The sequence below is a fragment of the Cyclobacterium sp. 1_MG-2023 genome (assembly GCF_030546805.1).
Lineage (GTDB): Bacteria > Bacteroidota > Bacteroidia > Cytophagales > Cyclobacteriaceae > Cyclobacterium.
Genome location: NZ_JAUOPC010000003.1, coordinates 51,512 through 67,350 on the forward strand (window position 1 = coordinate 51,512; position 15,839 = coordinate 67,350).

A 15,839-nucleotide genomic window follows, 5' to 3' on the forward strand; every position below is an offset into this window, starting at 1 on the left:
AAAGGTATACTTTTATTTATTTAAAGTATTGAAATACAGTATTTTATAATTTATTTCTGGAATTTAATCTACATTTAAAGTAAAATCATTTTTTTGGCAGCCTACTTGAATAGTGTTTCTTTTAAAAAGCCACACAAGCACTCTTATCTATGAATAAAATTGAACGCTTCCTTATATTTTGCTCAGGGGCTTACCTTCCACTGGTTAAGCGCTGCCCGGGATCTATTCATCAATTCATAGGTATAGGGGGAACAGTCTTGTTCACAGCTGTTTTTGCAGGCTTGTCTGTAGGTTATGCTTTATTTACCGTTTTCGAAAGTCTATGGCCAGTTTTGGCTGTGGGAATTTTGTGGATGTTGATGATTTTTAACTTGGATAGGTACATTGTTTCCACCCTCAAAAAGCGGGAAAATTTCAGTCTGGAATTTAAACAAGCTATTCCTAGATTAATATTAGCCATACTGATAGCATTAGTAATTGCCAAACCTTTGGAGTTGAAGATTTTTGAAAAAGAGATCAACAGGGAATTAGATCGACAACGTTTGGAAACAATACGAGAAAGTAAGGATCAAATTAAAGCCGGTTATCCTGAAATTCAACAACTACAAGCTGAAATTGATGGACTTAATGCAGAAATCAAAAGTAAGGAGGATTTTCGAAATGAGAAACAGCTTGAATATGACAATGAACGATTTGGTGTAAAGACGGATGGAACTACCGGTAGAGCTGGTATTGGCATTAATGCTGAAAAGAAGGAAGAACAATTGGACCAGGCCCAGCAGGACTTGTTGCAAACTCAAACTTTAAACAGGGAGAAAATTAAAGCGATTCTGTTGGAAATAGATCAACTTAATGATCAAATGAAATTAGAGTTGGATCATCAGATGCTTTCAGTGGCATCCAATAACGGACTGGCTGCACGTATACAAGCCTTAGATAGTCTTACGAATGCAAATACTGCTGTCTATTGGGCCAACTTAATGATAATGCTTCTGTTTGTCATGATAGAAATGGCTCCTATTCTCGTGAAACTGCTGGCGAAAAGAGGAGCTTATGACCACTTGCTTGATGCTTATGAGGCAGGGGTTATTTTGTATGCGGATGAACAATGGCACAAAAAGAAAAGTCAAAGCGATTTGAGAAAAGATGTATTTGATGAAATTGAACCTGAAAGGAAAGTTGCTCAGAAAAAATTTGATTTGGGACTGCTGCAAGCGAAGTAAAGCCAATAATCACTAATAAATTAGGTGTTTAGCTTATAAGTATTATGCTTATTTTTTTGGGTAGCTTATTGAATTTAGTGTAATTTTCACCAAATTTCATTTTCATCCCAATTTTAGCCCTATGAGATCAATAACCCTAATTTTATTAGGTTGCCTTCTTAGCTTGAATTTTTCATGCAAACCAAAAGAAACTGAACAGCATGGAGGTGAAGAAACTCCCCCCCCTCCAAATATTGTTTTTATTTTGGCCGATCAATGGCGTGCACAGTCTGTGGGATTTCTTGGGAATAAGGATGTTATTACGCCTAACTTGGATAGTTTAGCAAAAGAGAGCACTGTTTTTCATAATGCAGTTACTGTAATGGCCGTATGTGCACCTTGGCGAGGGAGTTTTATCTCAGGTCAGTATCCATTGACCCACGGGGTTTTTTACAATGACAAACCCTTTCCAACGGAAGCCACCACTATAGCAAAAATATATAAAGAAGCGGGCTACCAGACAGGTTATATTGGCAAATGGCATTTAAATGGGCATGCAAGAGGTGAAGAACCTTTTAGTGCTAGAAATAAACCTGTACCTAAAGAAAGAAGGCAGGGGTTTGATTATTGGAAAGTCAGAGAAGTAACCCACAATTATAACAACTCATATTATTTTGATGAAGAAAATCAAAAGCAATTTTGGGAAGGGTATGATGCTTTTTCTCAAACTGACAGTGCCATCAGCTATATCAATAAAAATAAGGACAGTCCTTTTCTATTGGTATTGTCTTGGGGTCCTCCTCATGACCCTTACCATACTGCTCCGCAAGCATACAGGGATATGTATGAGCCTTCAGCATTAAGTGTGAGGCCAAATGTTCCTGAAGAATTTCAAGATAGTGCAAGGAATGTATTGGCCAACTATTATGCCCATTGTACAGCCTTAGATCACGCTGTAGGCGATTTATTAAAAGCCGTTGATCAAGCTGGTATTGCTGACAATACGATTTTTGTTTTCACTTCTGAACATGGAGATATGATCATGTCTAAAGGAATGTTGAAGAAGCAAAGGCCTTGGGATGAATCCATAAAAGTCCCAATGCTCATTAGGTATCCTGAAAAATTAGGCAAAGGCAATAAAGCGGTTTACGACCCTATTAATACACCGGACCTTTTACCTACCTTGTTGGGATTAAGTGATTTGGAAATACCCGAGTCCATTGAAGGAACAGACTTTTCAAGTAAATTGATAGCAGGTGAAGAATTAGGGAATGAGGCAGCATTAATCATGCTTCCGGTTCCATTTCATGAATGGAAATTTTTGAATGGAGGTAGAGAATATCGTGGAGTCAGGACAAAAAAATATACTTACGTTAGAGATTTGTTGGGGCCTTGGTTGCTTTATGACAATGAAAAAGATCCTTACCAGATGCATAACCTGGTTGACATGCCTCAGTTTTCCCAATTAAAAAATCATTTAGACGGCCTATTGAATGAAAAGTTGAAGGCTACCAATGATGAATTTCTTCCCGCAGATGAATACATGGAAAAATGGAATTATTTGTACGACAGAAATGACAGTATTAGGGATGAAAATTATCTTTCAATCAACAGGTGATTTAAGTAGGAGAAATTTCGGTAAATCAATCAGTTTAGGTTAAGTAAATAGCTCGCTGTGTTAAAGGTTTTATTTCGACCTTCTCTGTATCGAACCCTTAGTTCGAAGTTTCCTTTTAAAAGGGAAGGCTTGAAAGTAAAATTAAGTATTCCATTGTCATCAATTTCTTTGTTGGATTGCCAGGTTAAAATACTTCTGAAATCGGGGAAATGCTTCTCATGATTAGCTGTTTTTGATGCGGTATGAAATTCATAAGGTTTTTGCAATCCCTTGTAAGTGATAAACAAGGCATTCTTAGGTAGGTCAAAACCTCCAAAATCGTTTTTAAATGAGCTGAGGTTTACCATGCCAGTAAATTTTAGATCATTGATATAAAAATACCGGTTGATAATGTCCATGCTTTTGATACCTTTTGGGTTAAATTTAGCAAATGCATCACTGTCAAATACAGGCATTCCATCGATTACTAGCAAGGGACTTTCTTTAAATACTAGGTTATACGGGATATTGAAATTTTTAAATATGGTTTTGCGGTTTTGACTTCGTACCAAAACCATGGGAACATATTCCCTAATGGTGGTGGCCATGTCTTCAAAGCGGTTGTAATCATCCAATTGATAACTGTAGTCTGTGATGTATTGAAAAGGTAAGGGGACAAGTGGCACCTCAATCGGCGCCAGATAATATTGATGACTAGCTCTAGCTAAAATCTTTTCTTTAATAAATGCTTCGTCAGTAGGGCTTAGTGATAGAGGAGGCAGGGTAAAATCCTCATTAGGAGTTTTCTCCCAAAATGGTGAAGAAAGTATGAAGTTTACCTGTTCATCTGTTCTTGTAGATTGTATGACTGCATATTCAAAAAAGGAAAAATTTCCAGTGTCAAAATAGACATCTCCCTTTTCATTCGGTTTGTCTACAAACATATGGGATTGATTGCCATGCAGGGTTAGGAAAAATACCTCAGCGGTATCAATGGCACTGTCAAGAATTTTACCCTTAACGATATGTCCATATAGTTCCGGGATTAAGTCCTGATTCTGAGGAGTCTCGGAAGCATACATTTCATTAAAATTGATAGTAGCACCAAGATCATCTAAAGGACTTACTTTATTGACTACAATTGAAATGTCGCTAGCATCAGGCAGGGGCAATGATACTGCTAACAAGCTATCCCTTGAATTGATATATGAGGGATTCAGTAAGTTGGGAAGGTCTCCGGCTTTCTTTTGTTGACTAGAATCGATTACAGGTGGCTTTTGAGAGTTAATAATAGAAACCATGGATTGAAAAACTCCTTTTTCACCTGAAATATAAGGGCTGATTCTTGTATAAACCCGCAATAAATAATTGTCGGAGGGAAGCTCAGGGGGAATTTGTAAATAGGAATTAACTTTTCCGTTTTCAAGCTTGGCAAGATCTCCTGCCACAGAAATTCCATTTCTATCCAAGAGCTCCATATAAATCACTTTAGAGGGACTGGGTTTATTTCCGGAATTTACCGAAACTTCCATCCATAGGTATTCCTCTGTTAAAGAAACAGGGTTGACGACTTGAACCAAAACCTCTTCATCAGGAAAGTTGTCCGTCGATTGGGCCAGGCCTTGAAAACTGTAGGTACAGCAAAAACCAAGGAAAATAAGGGTAAGGCATGTAGTTAAAAATTGCTTATTCATCTTGCCAATAATCTGGTTTTTCAAGTACTCCTCCTCTGAGTCTGCAATCTGTACAGCCTTCTGTAGAAGCAAAATAGCCTCCACAAGGTAAATCATCACAATATTCATATAAAGGTATAAAATTCAACAAACCGAATACTTCTTGATAATCCTGCGGAGCAATCGTATCAATTATGCAACCGTAATAATCTTGAATTGAAGTCCGCCATGGAACCACATCACTGGAATTGATGTAGAGTACTTTTTCTTTTGAAACGCCAGCTGAAATATATCCTATCACGGATTCGTCCGGGTTGTTTACTGAGTGAATATTGCTCTCCACCGCTGAGGGTAGGGGGCTGAATATACCACCAATATCGTCAGAATTTCTTCTGATTCCCTCCCAGAAAATATAGGCCTCGCTGTTGATAGCATATTGCTTAGCTTTGATTCTATAACGGATTCCTAATTTTTCAGATAAACTGTCTATGGTTAACAATTCCTTTTGAAAAATTCGACTGTCTTCAAAGCGAGAAGAGACCTCCAAAATAACCCTTCTTGATTGGTCAAAATTATAGCAGCGATTGGTCAATTGATCCAATGGTATGTCTACCATTTCTCCTGTTTCTTTGTCATAGTTAAAAAAGGAAGTATGTGGCGTACGGTATATCCATGCTTCTTCATATTGCCATAGAAAATATTCAGCTTCATCATTGCCTATAGTATTGCTATAAATCTGTACATCCCCATCTTCTTTTGTAAAAGTGATTTCAAAATCAGGTGTGGCGATTGGTACTATTTTGTCAGAAACGTAACTTTCGCCATTGCTTAAATTTATGCTAAGGGTATATACCTCATCTTCCGGCAAAAAATCCTCGATAATATAGGAACCAAAATTATCGGATTCCAACTCCCAACTTTCACCACTATCGGTGGTAAGGAAAATGCTGGCCCCCGGCACAGAGAATTGAGGTATATCGCTATAGAGGGTTGACGCATAACTTAAGTTGATGCTTGTTGTGCCTCCACCCACTTCAATAAAACCTTCTACCACCAAAATATTTTCATTCAACTCATTGAGTTCAGGAGAAAAAGGTTCTCTACAACCAAAAGAGAGTAAAAGAATACCCAGCAGCACATGGAACTGTGTTTTATTTATTTTGGTATCCATTAAAATTTAAAATTATAGGTGATAAATGGAATAGGTCTAGCAAATATGGATAGTTTATAGCCTTGTATGGTCCCGTTTTCCGGGGAAAAGTAGACCGAATAAGGATTTGCGCGACCAAGTAAGTTGTATACCCCCATTGACCAAGAGGCATGAGCTAGTTTTCTGACTTTATGATTACCTTCAATATTAAATGACAAGTCTACTCTGAAATAATCCGGTATACGGTATGCATTTCGGTCTGAATAATAGACTCTTTCTGAGCCGTTGTAATAAAACTTGGCAATGGGCAAGGTGATTGGCCTGCCTGTACTGTAATTGGCATTGATAGAAGTATTTATCCTTTTGGTAAATTCAAAATTTCCTGCCAGCATGATGTCATGGGGTTGGTCAAAATTACTGGGGTAAAATTTCCCTCTATTGACCATCTCTCCCAATTCATCAGGATTGGTTCTGAACAAGGATCTTGAATAAGTATAACTTATCCATCCATTTAATTTCCCCTCCGTTTTTTTCGCCATTAGTTCTATGCCATATGCCTTTCCTTGGGTATTGATTACATCTTGTTCAATATTGTCATTTAGGATTAGAGAGGCCCCACTTCTGAAATCTACTAAATTCCTCATTTTTCGATAATAAATTTCGGCTGAAGTTTCAATGGTGTTTGATTGGAAATTTTTAAAGAATCCTATGGCCCATTGGTCTCCAAGTTGAGGGGCCAAATGAGGATCACTTAACTTCCAAGTATCCGTTGGAGCAATGGCAGAAGTATTGGTAAGCATATGTAAATGCTGCCTCATACTGTTGTATCCTGCCTTAATTGAAGTGAAGTTATCCAAAGCATATCGAGCAGAAAACCTAACCTCAGGACCCTGATAAGTATTGATTATTTCGCCTGAAGAGTACGCTGTTTCTCCTATTTTGGTTTCTTCAGTCTTAATTGAATTTCTAGGGTATTCATTGACTGTATTTGGTCCCAAGTAATTGTAAATAACATATCTTAAGCCATAGCTGAACATTAATTTTGGATTAAATTCATATTCGTCTCCTAAGAAAAAAGAAGTTTCTAAAGCATTTTCACGACTTACTTGCTCATGAAGAAGGATGGACTCGCTTCCTTTGGGTATTTGTTCTCCGGGGTTGAGGTTATAATAAATGGCATTCATGCCAAAGCTCAATTGGTGTTTGTCGTTTAAGTCAAACGTGAAATGATTTTTCCAACTGCTTTGGTCCATTCCAAAACCAAAAGTAAAGGCATTTAAAGGATCTTGTTCGCTCTGAATGTCAAAAGTATATTGGTCATGGCCTAAGTGAAACTTGCCTTCCAAACGATCACTAAAATAATGCGTCCAAGAAGCACTTAGGTTTAAATTCTGATAATTAAAAACAGTATCCTTATCAAATCTAAAGGCATCCTTGCTCCAATAGGCAGAAATGGTAAGCTCATTGTTTTCATTCATTTTGTGTTTCATGTTTAGGTTTAAATCATGAAACGAAGCCCTGCTATTTCGGAATTCTGAATCTTCATCCAAAAAACCAAATAACCAATTGGAATAAGTAGTTCTTCCCCCAACGGCAAAGGTTGTTTTTTCAGAAAGTGGTCCCTCCAAGTACAAGCGACTGGTCATTAAACCTATGCCACCGCCCCCCTTAAGTTTCTCTTCATTGCCAAACTTGCCTTGAATATCAAGCACAGAAGATAACCTTCCTCCAAACTTTACAGGAACACCGGCCTTGTATAAGTCTACACTTTCTACCATGTCCGGATTGAAGGCAGAAAAAAGCCCAAAAAGATGGGTCGGATTGTAAATTGTAGCCCCATTGAATAAAATCAAGTTTTGGTCTGCTGCTCCACCTCTCACATTAAATCCCGCGCTAGCCTCGCCAACGGTTTTTACTCCGGGTAAGGTCAGGACGGCTCGTAGCACATCCACTTCCCCAAGTACAGCCGGTAATTTTTTTAAGGATTGTACAGTGATAGAAGAAAGCCCCATTTCCGGCCGTTCTATATTGGCAGATTTTTCTGAGGTTACGGTTACTTGATTTAATGAAATAATATTGTCATCCATTGCTACATTTAGCACACCATCCCCACGTATATTGACCTGCCTTTGTTCCTGGTATGCTCCGAAATTTTGGAAAATTAAAGTGTGGCGTCCTTTGCTTAAAGTAATGGTGTAGTTGCCTTTTTCATCTGAAATAGACTTGGCACCCTGCTCAGTAGTATAGATTAATGCACCAATGATAGGCTCACCGGACTCAAAACTTCTTATTTTCCCTTTTAAAACGGCTACTGTAGCACCCGGAGCATCATTGCTGCTTCCAATTTCCCATAGCCTGTTCTTTGCAAAGGAGCGGTCCTTGTTTTCTTTTTGAACTGAATTGTCCACAATTAAATTCGCTGAGGATGATTTGACTTCAAAAAAATCCTTGGGGAGCTCCATATTCAAGGCAGTTCCTCGGCTAATGAAAATTCTTTTTTCATTGTCGATTGCATAATATAGCTCCGACCCTCTAAAAATTTCATCTAATAAATTCTCAATGGTGCTTTCGTAGGCATTGACATTGATGGTAAGGGTGTCAACGTCTGCTTGTTTGAAGAACATGCGATAGTTTGATTTGCTTTCGACCATTTGGGAAAATTGGTCAAAAGAAATACCTGAAAAAATCCCTGAAATTCTTTCCTCACTTGGTGTTTGCGCAACTGTATATTGCATGCTTATCAAGAAAAGGAAGCTTGCTAACCTAAATAATTTCTTAATCATGGTTGGACATTATTCGACATATTCACCAAAGTTCTCAAATAAGTTTCTCTGTTTTTTTTGTAGCGAAGACCTAAAGCTTTTAGCTCTTTTTTTGCTGATTTCTTCTCAATACCTAAGGTCTCAAAAATTTTACTTTTCTTGGGTACCTCCACCAGTTTTCCTTCAATTTCAAAAAAATACTTGACCACTTCCTCATAGCTTCTAACAAGTTCTATTGTAGAGGTTTCTTGCTTCTTTTGTTTTCTGTGTTTGGCATATAAGCCTATTTCACCCGCCTCAACCTCTCTGTAATAGCCGTTTCTATGAAACAAGAAATTATTGGGTTTCTCTTTTTTGATAAAAAAGGCACCGTTATTTAATTTGAAGCTATCTATTTTTAAGTGATTTAAAATCATCCTCTGATGAAAAGCAGATGAAAAGGAGATGATCCAATCCTCCCAAATATCATATTGTAAGGGCACATCCTCAAAGTAGTTTTCTCCTATGGTTAAAGCTCCCAACTCAATCTTTGCGGATAAATAAAATGGGTGTCCATCCAATGACCTGTTTTCTTCAATATAATGTGTGCCCGTGTTGATTTCTGGAAAAAACTGTATGATCTCCTCATACTTTCCCACCAATTGTTCCGACTTAGGCTCTTGAGCTTTCACCTGAAAAGATCCTGTCAAAATAACTGCCATAAGTATTGTTCTGAACATCAAAGGAATGAATCTAATGGATCAATAAATTTGATTAAAAATTTCTGAAATATAGGCTATTTTATTTTAATAAAAACCAGCTTTTTTGCAATGCTAGAAAAATAATTGTTAACAAATCTTAAAAATGGAATACCAGATTACCTTTTGCATTAATTTACGGTTTAATAATCTGTTTAAAACCTTAATTTATTTTTAAAATGAACCGCAAACTGGCTTAATAAGTAGAACAATATCACTCCTTTAAAAGTTAAAATGAAGGAATTTATGCTAGCCGACTTTCAAAATAGGATTAAAAAAATAGCTATTTGAAGTTGACTGTTGGCTGAGGTAGGGATTGTATCATGGCTTATAAATTTATACGATAAATAGGGTAATTTGAATTAATGGATAAACTTGTTTGGCCTGATTGTTGGCTGTGTTAATTTTTAGATTAAAGAGATTTTTTAATTAAAGATAAAGTTGAAAAATACATTTCCTCCAGATTGTAAGAAACAAACAGCTAAAATTGTCCTGCTTGGAATTGGTCTTCAAAGTATTGATTTCCTGTTTAAGTGTCAAAGTAAGTTTGAAGAAGTAAATGTTGTTCTATTTGAAAAATCAGAGCTTGGGCCATTTTTATTGGAAGCCCTGCTAATGGCGAGAGACAAGAATCTCCTTTCTACGCCGGATAAGAACTCAACTTTTCAAGTAGAAAATATAACTTTTACTTTCATTCCCTCCTCCATTAATTCAATTGATAAAGAAGAAAGGGTAATCTACCACAAGAGAGGGAAACAGAGATATGATTACTTACTAATTGAGGAGGCACAGGTCTTTAAGATTTTTTCTAATAGTGACCAAAGCTTAACTGCGCTTTTATCCGAAAGTTATAAGGCTGATTATAAGGTTGATAAAAAAAATGTGGTGGTGATTGAAGGTCATGACTTGTTTGCTATTTCCATTGCCATTCGATTGTTACATTTTGGTATTGTGCCTGTAATCATTTGTAACGCATCAAGGTTGACGAGTAAGGAATTGCCGGAAGAAGAAGCTTGGTTAATTGGTAAGTATTTAAAATATATAGGGGTTGAATCAATTTTTGATGTTCATTTAAATTTTAATAGCTTAATAAGCCATAAAAACTTTCTAGAGATTAAAACTTCAAAGAATAAAACCTTGCATGCCCATTCTATTATTTCTGCATCGGTAGGTTTTAATAGCAATGGCAGTATGGCTAATTCAAATGGTATAATCCTGGATTATTTCGGTTCTTGCTCAACTGATACATTAGATGTAAGTAAATTTGCAGCGCTTTTAAATGAGCCATTTGATGAGAGGGCGATTAACAAGAATAAAAGGCATTATAAAATGAATGGCACTTGGCCTTGTTCTCAATGCTTTTTCAATGAACTAGAATGGAAAAGTTATGGGGAAATATCCCCTAACTGTGGTCAAAATACGCACAATTTTTATTGGGAACATCCGGGGGGAGAAGTTTCATTTAGAATGCAATATGGTAAGTCAGATTTATTGATTAAAGGGTTGTCTTTTTTGGGGATCCCTTTTAAAATGGGTTTTATCGAAGTAATGCTAGAAGCGAAATGCAATGCCCATGAATTTATTGAAAGGATGAATGAAGGCCTGGCTAATTCAAACCAAGTAACAGATGTTTACCCATTGATTAAAAAATCTTTTGGAGTGGAATTTAAAGATGAAATAAAAAAAGCGAGGGATCCCTTTTATAAGCGAATACTTAAAAAGTGGTTTAAATGATAATTGGACATGGTCAATTTTCATTTAAACCATCTCCTGCTTACCATTTTTCTATCTATGGAGCCATTTAAACAATGATTGTAAATGGTAGTTACCTACTCAGTTGCTCCTGGAAAAAAAGAAAATGAAAAGGAATGGCTTCTGTCCAATACTCCCAATTGTGAGCACCGGGTCTTTCAATATAATCATGCGGAACACCGGCGTCTAAAAGGAACTGGTGCATTTGTCTGTTTGGTTTTAAAAGAAAGTCCTCCGTACCACAGTCAATAATCATCTGCACATCATTCTGCTTCATTTTTTCTATTAAGCCAACGGCCGTATAGGAGCTAAAAGGTGCCTCATAATTGATTTTTCCCAGCATTTCTTTTTGCTGTTTTTTTCTTAGTGCTTTTCTTTCCTCATCGATATCCCATAAATCGGTATCAATATTCATTACTCCACTCATGCTACCTGCTGCAAAAAACAAATCCGGATTTTTGGCACTTAGCATGATTGCTCCATGTCCTCCCATAGATAACCCGGTGATAGCCCTGCCTTGTCGAGAGGCGATGGTTCTGTAGTTTTGATCAATTTCTTTGATAAGGTCAATTGTAATATAGGAAGCATAGCGAACAGAATCCATCATCGGACTGTCATAATAATAACTAAAAGGACCTACCTCAGGTGTGACAATCAGCATTTCATATTGGTTGGCCAAATCAGGTAATAGGTCAGGCTTTTTAACACTTTTATGCCAATTGCTAAAATCACCACCTGCACCATGCAAGAGATAGACTACCGGATAATCTTCTTCTGAATCTTTATAACTATCCGGAAATGTAATGGCATACCGCATTACTTTATTTAGGCTTTGGCTATGGTGATTCACCGTGTCCACTTGAGCCATAGCACTGTTAATTATTAAAGCGACAAAGCCACATAAAAGGAGCGATCTTAAAACTAACATAGGGATTCTGAGAAATGTAATTTAATAAATGATGCTTGGGCTAGATACCTAACCTAATTTATTGTTCCACAATAAACTGCTGTCTCCGTAGCTTAAAAACCGGTAATTATTATCTAATGCTTCTTTATAGATTTCTCTCCAATTGCCATGTGTGAAAGCTGCCACTAAAAGAATTAATGTAGATCCGGGCTGGTGGAAATTGGTCACTAGCCCATTGCATAATTTAAATTCGTAGCCCGGGAAAATAAATATCTCTGTGGACCCTATCAACTGATTCAAATCATTTTCCTGCATCCATGCAAGAATGGCTTTAAGGCTTTCATTTTTGCTAGGAAGGCTTGTGTATTCTTGGTAGGGGGTCAATTTCTCTATTCGAAACTCTTTCGATTTCCCTAGCAAAAGATTAACACCAAACCAATACAAGCTTTCTAATGAACGCATGGAAGTTGTTCCCACTGCTATTATATTGCCTTCAGCAGCAATTAAATTGACAATGTTTTCTTTGGTAAACACCATTTGCTCACTATGCATTGGATGTTCAATGATATTGTCATGTTTGATTGGCTGAAAGGTACCTGCTCCGGTATGTAAGGTAAGGTATTCTATTGAAATTCCTTTAGCCTTTAAATCGGTTAGGGTTTGGTCTGTAAAATGAAGTCCTGCTGTTGGTGCTGCTACAGCCCCTTCCTTAATAGAATAGACTGTTTGATAACGTACTTTGTCCGCATCCTCGGCTGCTCTGTTTAAGTAGGGGGGGAGTGGTACCTCACCACTAGCTTCAACTATCGAAGCAAAGGATTTGTCATCAGGATTCCAGCTCAATTCAACTTCCCTGTTTTCCCTATTGACCAATTTTGCTTGTAAGGTATAGCTTATTGAATCGATGACTATTTGGGAGGAAAGTTGTTCATTTTCTTTCCATCGTTTAAGATTTCCAATCATGCATTTCCAAGTTACCGGTCCGGTGCTCTCCATACTTTGTTGAATAAGGGTTACAGGGAGAATAGGATTGAGTAGGAAAATTTCAATTTTTGCTCCAGTTGCTTTTTGAAAGTGAAGCCTGGCAGGAATAACCTTGGTATTGTTAAATACCAGATGGCTGTTGGCAGGAATCAAAGCTGAAATATTCGAGAATTTTTTATGTCTAATTTTACCATTTTCAAAATGCAATAATTTAGATTTATCCCTTAGCTCAAGTGGATGTTTGGCGATGTATTCATCAGGTAAATCATAGAAATAATCCTTCAACTGTGGAGCACTTTCGATGCGCATGTTATTAATAATTCTCGAAATTCAACATTCTTTATAAAACCGATGCAAATATAGCCCTTTCAAAGCAATACCATTATATATTGGATGGTTTCTATGGTTCCGATAACCATTGGAATAAAATCCGGAAAAATTAACTGCTTAAAGCATTGCCCCTTTTCATCCTTTGGAAGAAAATAACCATATTTGACTATAGCTAAAAAGACAAATGACCAAAATATTTACAGTTAAATGCTCCGTTATTGCTTATAATTTGGATTTTAAGTTTGATGCAGGAACCAGCAGGGGAGTACTTAAAAATAAATTAACCCACTTTATTCAAGTTCGTTCAGACCAATTCCCGACGGCCATCGGGATTGGAGAGGCAGGCCCATTAAAAGGGTTAAGCATAGACGATGTTTCTGATTTTCAGGATAAGATCAATTTGATTTTGAGAAGGGTGGAGAAAATGAAATTCCGGGCCGATCAAGAACTGCTTTTACAGCAGATAGATGAGCTTGATCTTAGCAAGTATCCAAGCATTCAATTTGCACTCGAGACTGCCTTGCTAGACTTAATCCATGGCGGTAAGCGGGAAATATTTCAAAATAGCTTTTTCAATGGCAATTTATCTCTTCCTATAAACGGTTTGGTATGGATGGGGGATAAGGGATTTATGGAGCGTCAAATTGAACAAAAACTTGAGCAAGGCTATGATTGCATTAAAATGAAAATAGGGGCAATTAATTTTGACCAAGAATGTGAAATTTTAGGGAATATAAGGGGGCGATATTCAAAAGAAAAAATAACGATTAGAGTTGATGCCAACGGGGCTTTTACGCCTGATAAGGCGCTCGATAAGCTCCATAAATTAAATGAGTATGACATTCATAGCATTGAACAACCGATTCAACCGGGTTTGATTCAAGAGATGAGTAAATTATGCAAACAATCCCCCATTCCCATAGCTTTGGATGAAGAGCTTATAGGGGTATGTGGAAGAGAAAATAGATTAGCATTACTCGAATCAATTGCCCCTCAATACATCATTCTTAAACCAACCTTGCTCGGTGGTATTGTAGCTACAAGAGAATGGGTTGAGCTTGCTGATCAAACCAACACCGGCTGGTGGATGACCTCGGCATTGGAAAGTAATATAGGCCTTAATGCCATCGCTCAACTAACCGCTGCTTTAAAAGCTACTTTGCCTCAAGGCCTAGGGACCGGGCAATTGTACCATAATAATATTGAGTCACCTTTGTGTATATCAGAAGGTAAATTGTCTTACAACGTAAATATTGATTGGGAATTACCTGACATTTTTAATCAGTAAGCCAACCGATTTTTTATGTCAAATTCTTTAATATTATCCAGTAAATGATGAAAGTAAACGCTGCTTATTACTATATAATTTTTCTGTCTTTAGTAGCTGCCATTGGTGGGTTTTTATTCGGTTATGATACAGCTGTTATTTCAGGGACCATCAGTGAGGTTACCAAACAATTTTCTTTGGGAGCCATTGCACAAGGTTGGTATGTGGGTTGTGCATTATTGGGTTCAATAATTGGAGTGAGCATGGCAGGAGGTTTGGCTGATAAATATGGCCGAAAGAAGGTAATGCTACTTTCGGCAGTATTGTTTTCAGTATCAGCCATTGGCTGTGCACTCGCAGGTACTTTCAATGCCTTAATTGTCTATAGAATTATCGGAGGGGCAGGCATTGGTATGGTGTCTATAGTTTCTCCAATGTACATTTCTGAGGTGGCACCTTCTTCCATAAGGGGAAGTTTGGTTTCTCTGTATCAGTTGGCCATTACTGTAGGCTTTTTAGGGGCTTTCTTAATGAATTTTCAGCTGTTAAATTTTGCAGAAAGCAAACTATTTGAAATAGATACAATCCTGTATAAGGTTTTTAATGAGGAAGTTTGGAGGGGAATGTTAGGGATGGAAACCGTTCCTGCATTGTTGTTTTTCCTGATCCTATTGCTAATTCCTGAAAGTCCTAGATGGCTTGTGATCAACAATAAAATTCCTAATGCAGAACAGGTGTTTACCAAATTATACAGTTCTACAGCATCCGGAAAGCAAAAAGTAAAAGAAGTAATGAACCAATCCGGTCAAATTGGAGATAGCAATTGGATGCTGTTAAAAAATCCGGTGATTTTAAAACCTGTACTCCTGGGAATGGCCATTGCTATCCTTGGTCAATTTATGGGAGTAAATGCTGTCTTGTATTATGGGCCTAGTATTTTTGAGCAATCAGGTTTAAGTGGAGGAGATGCGCTTTTTTATCAGGTGATGGTGGGTTTGGTCAATGTTTTGACAACCATATTGGCTTTGATTATCATTGACCGTGTCGGTAGGAAGAAATTGGTCTATTTTGGTGTGTCAGGAATGGTCTTGTCCCTGCTAATGATAAGTTTTTACTTTTATGGAAGTGATAGGTATGGTTTGCCATCGATTTTCCTGCTGGTGCTATTTTTGGCCTATATCTTTTTTACTGCCATTTCTATATCTGCTGTAATTTTCGTTTTGCTTTCTGAAATGTATCCCAATAAAATCCGAGGCTTGGCCATGTCTATTGCAGGTTTTTCTCTTTGGTTGGGTACTTATTTGATAGGTCAATTAACTCCTTGGTTTTTGGAAAACCTTGGGCCTTCAGGGACTTTCTTGTTCTTTGCTTTGATGTGCTTTCCTTACTTGTATATCATATGGAAAAAAATACCTGAGACAGCCGGGAAAAGCTTGGAGGAAATAGAAAACTATTGGTTCGAGAAAAAATAAAAAAAC

At 37.2% G+C, this 15,839-nt stretch carries 11 protein-coding genes; 5 read left to right on the plus strand and 6 right to left on the minus strand.

Annotated elements, in window-relative coordinates; genetic code table 11:
- The first annotated feature begins 149 nt into the window (after nucleotides 1-149).
- Together Q4534_RS04900 and Q4534_RS04905 are read left to right on the plus strand one after the other, a co-directional pair.
- Nucleotides 150-1,223, plus strand: a complete 1,074-nt coding sequence (locus tag Q4534_RS04900; RefSeq protein ID WP_303612056.1) for a DUF4407 domain-containing protein — start codon at nucleotides 150-152, stop codon at nucleotides 1,221-1,223.
- 121 nt (nucleotides 1,224-1,344) lie between these two features.
- Nucleotides 1,345-2,820, plus strand: coding sequence for a sulfatase (locus tag Q4534_RS04905; RefSeq protein ID WP_303612057.1), 1,476 nt, complete (start codon nucleotides 1,345-1,347; stop codon nucleotides 2,818-2,820).
- 29 nt (nucleotides 2,821-2,849) lie between these two features.
- Here Q4534_RS04905 and Q4534_RS04910 read toward each other — a convergent pair whose 3' ends face one another.
- The 4 genes from Q4534_RS04910 to Q4534_RS04925 are packed head-to-tail and all read right to left on the minus strand — an operon-like array spanning nucleotide 2,850 to nucleotide 9,085.
- A complete protein-coding gene (locus tag Q4534_RS04910) occupies nucleotides 2,850-4,493 on the minus strand; it encodes a hypothetical protein (protein ID WP_303612058.1) in 1,644 nt (547 codons plus the stop codon).
- Nucleotides 4,486-5,643, minus strand: coding sequence for a DUF4249 domain-containing protein (locus Q4534_RS04915; RefSeq protein WP_303612059.1), 1,158 nt, complete (start codon nucleotides 5,641-5,643; stop codon nucleotides 4,486-4,488). The genes Q4534_RS04910 and Q4534_RS04915 overlap by 8 nt, the downstream gene beginning before the upstream one ends.
- Nucleotides 5,643-8,405, minus strand: coding sequence for a carboxypeptidase-like regulatory domain-containing protein (locus Q4534_RS04920; protein WP_407933569.1), 2,763 nt, complete (start codon nucleotides 8,403-8,405; stop codon nucleotides 5,643-5,645). Before Q4534_RS04920 ends, Q4534_RS04915 begins: the two co-directional genes overlap by 1 nt.
- Nucleotides 8,402-9,085: a hypothetical protein gene (locus Q4534_RS04925; protein WP_303612061.1), complete on the minus strand. Its 684-nt coding sequence runs from the start codon at nucleotides 9,083-9,085 to the stop codon at nucleotides 8,402-8,404. The genes Q4534_RS04920 and Q4534_RS04925 overlap by 4 nt, the downstream gene beginning before the upstream one ends.
- Nucleotides 9,086-9,562: 477 nt before the next feature.
- Here Q4534_RS04925 and Q4534_RS04930 point away from each other — a divergent pair, with 477 nt between their 5' ends.
- Nucleotides 9,563-10,855 (plus strand): hypothetical protein, encoded by a 1,293-nt coding sequence (locus Q4534_RS04930; RefSeq protein WP_303612062.1) that lies wholly within the window; start codon nucleotides 9,563-9,565, stop codon nucleotides 10,853-10,855.
- A 91-nt stretch (nucleotides 10,856-10,946) separates the two neighbouring features.
- Here the strand turns inward: Q4534_RS04930 and Q4534_RS04935 are convergent, their stop codons facing one another.
- Entirely contained in the window at nucleotides 10,947-11,741 is a 795-nt protein-coding gene (locus Q4534_RS04935) for an alpha/beta hydrolase family protein (RefSeq protein ID WP_303612063.1), read from the minus strand.
- A 108-nt stretch (nucleotides 11,742-11,849) separates the two neighbouring features.
- A complete protein-coding gene (locus Q4534_RS04940) occupies nucleotides 11,850-13,073 on the minus strand; it encodes an S-adenosylmethionine:tRNA ribosyltransferase-isomerase (RefSeq protein ID WP_303612064.1) in 1,224 nt (407 codons plus the stop codon).
- A gap of 205 nt (nucleotides 13,074-13,278) precedes the next feature.
- On the opposite strand from Q4534_RS04940, the gene Q4534_RS04945 reads away from it, so the two are divergent.
- Nucleotides 13,279-14,382: an o-succinylbenzoate synthase gene (locus tag Q4534_RS04945; RefSeq protein WP_303612065.1), complete on the plus strand. Its 1,104-nt coding sequence runs from the start codon at nucleotides 13,279-13,281 to the stop codon at nucleotides 14,380-14,382.
- Between the two features lie 44 nt (nucleotides 14,383-14,426).
- The gene (locus Q4534_RS04950) at nucleotides 14,427-15,833 is read left to right on the plus strand and encodes a sugar porter family MFS transporter (protein WP_303612066.1); all 1,407 of its coding nucleotides are present in this window, start codon (nucleotides 14,427-14,429) and stop codon (nucleotides 15,831-15,833) included.
- Nucleotides 15,834-15,839: the final 6 nt, after the last annotated feature.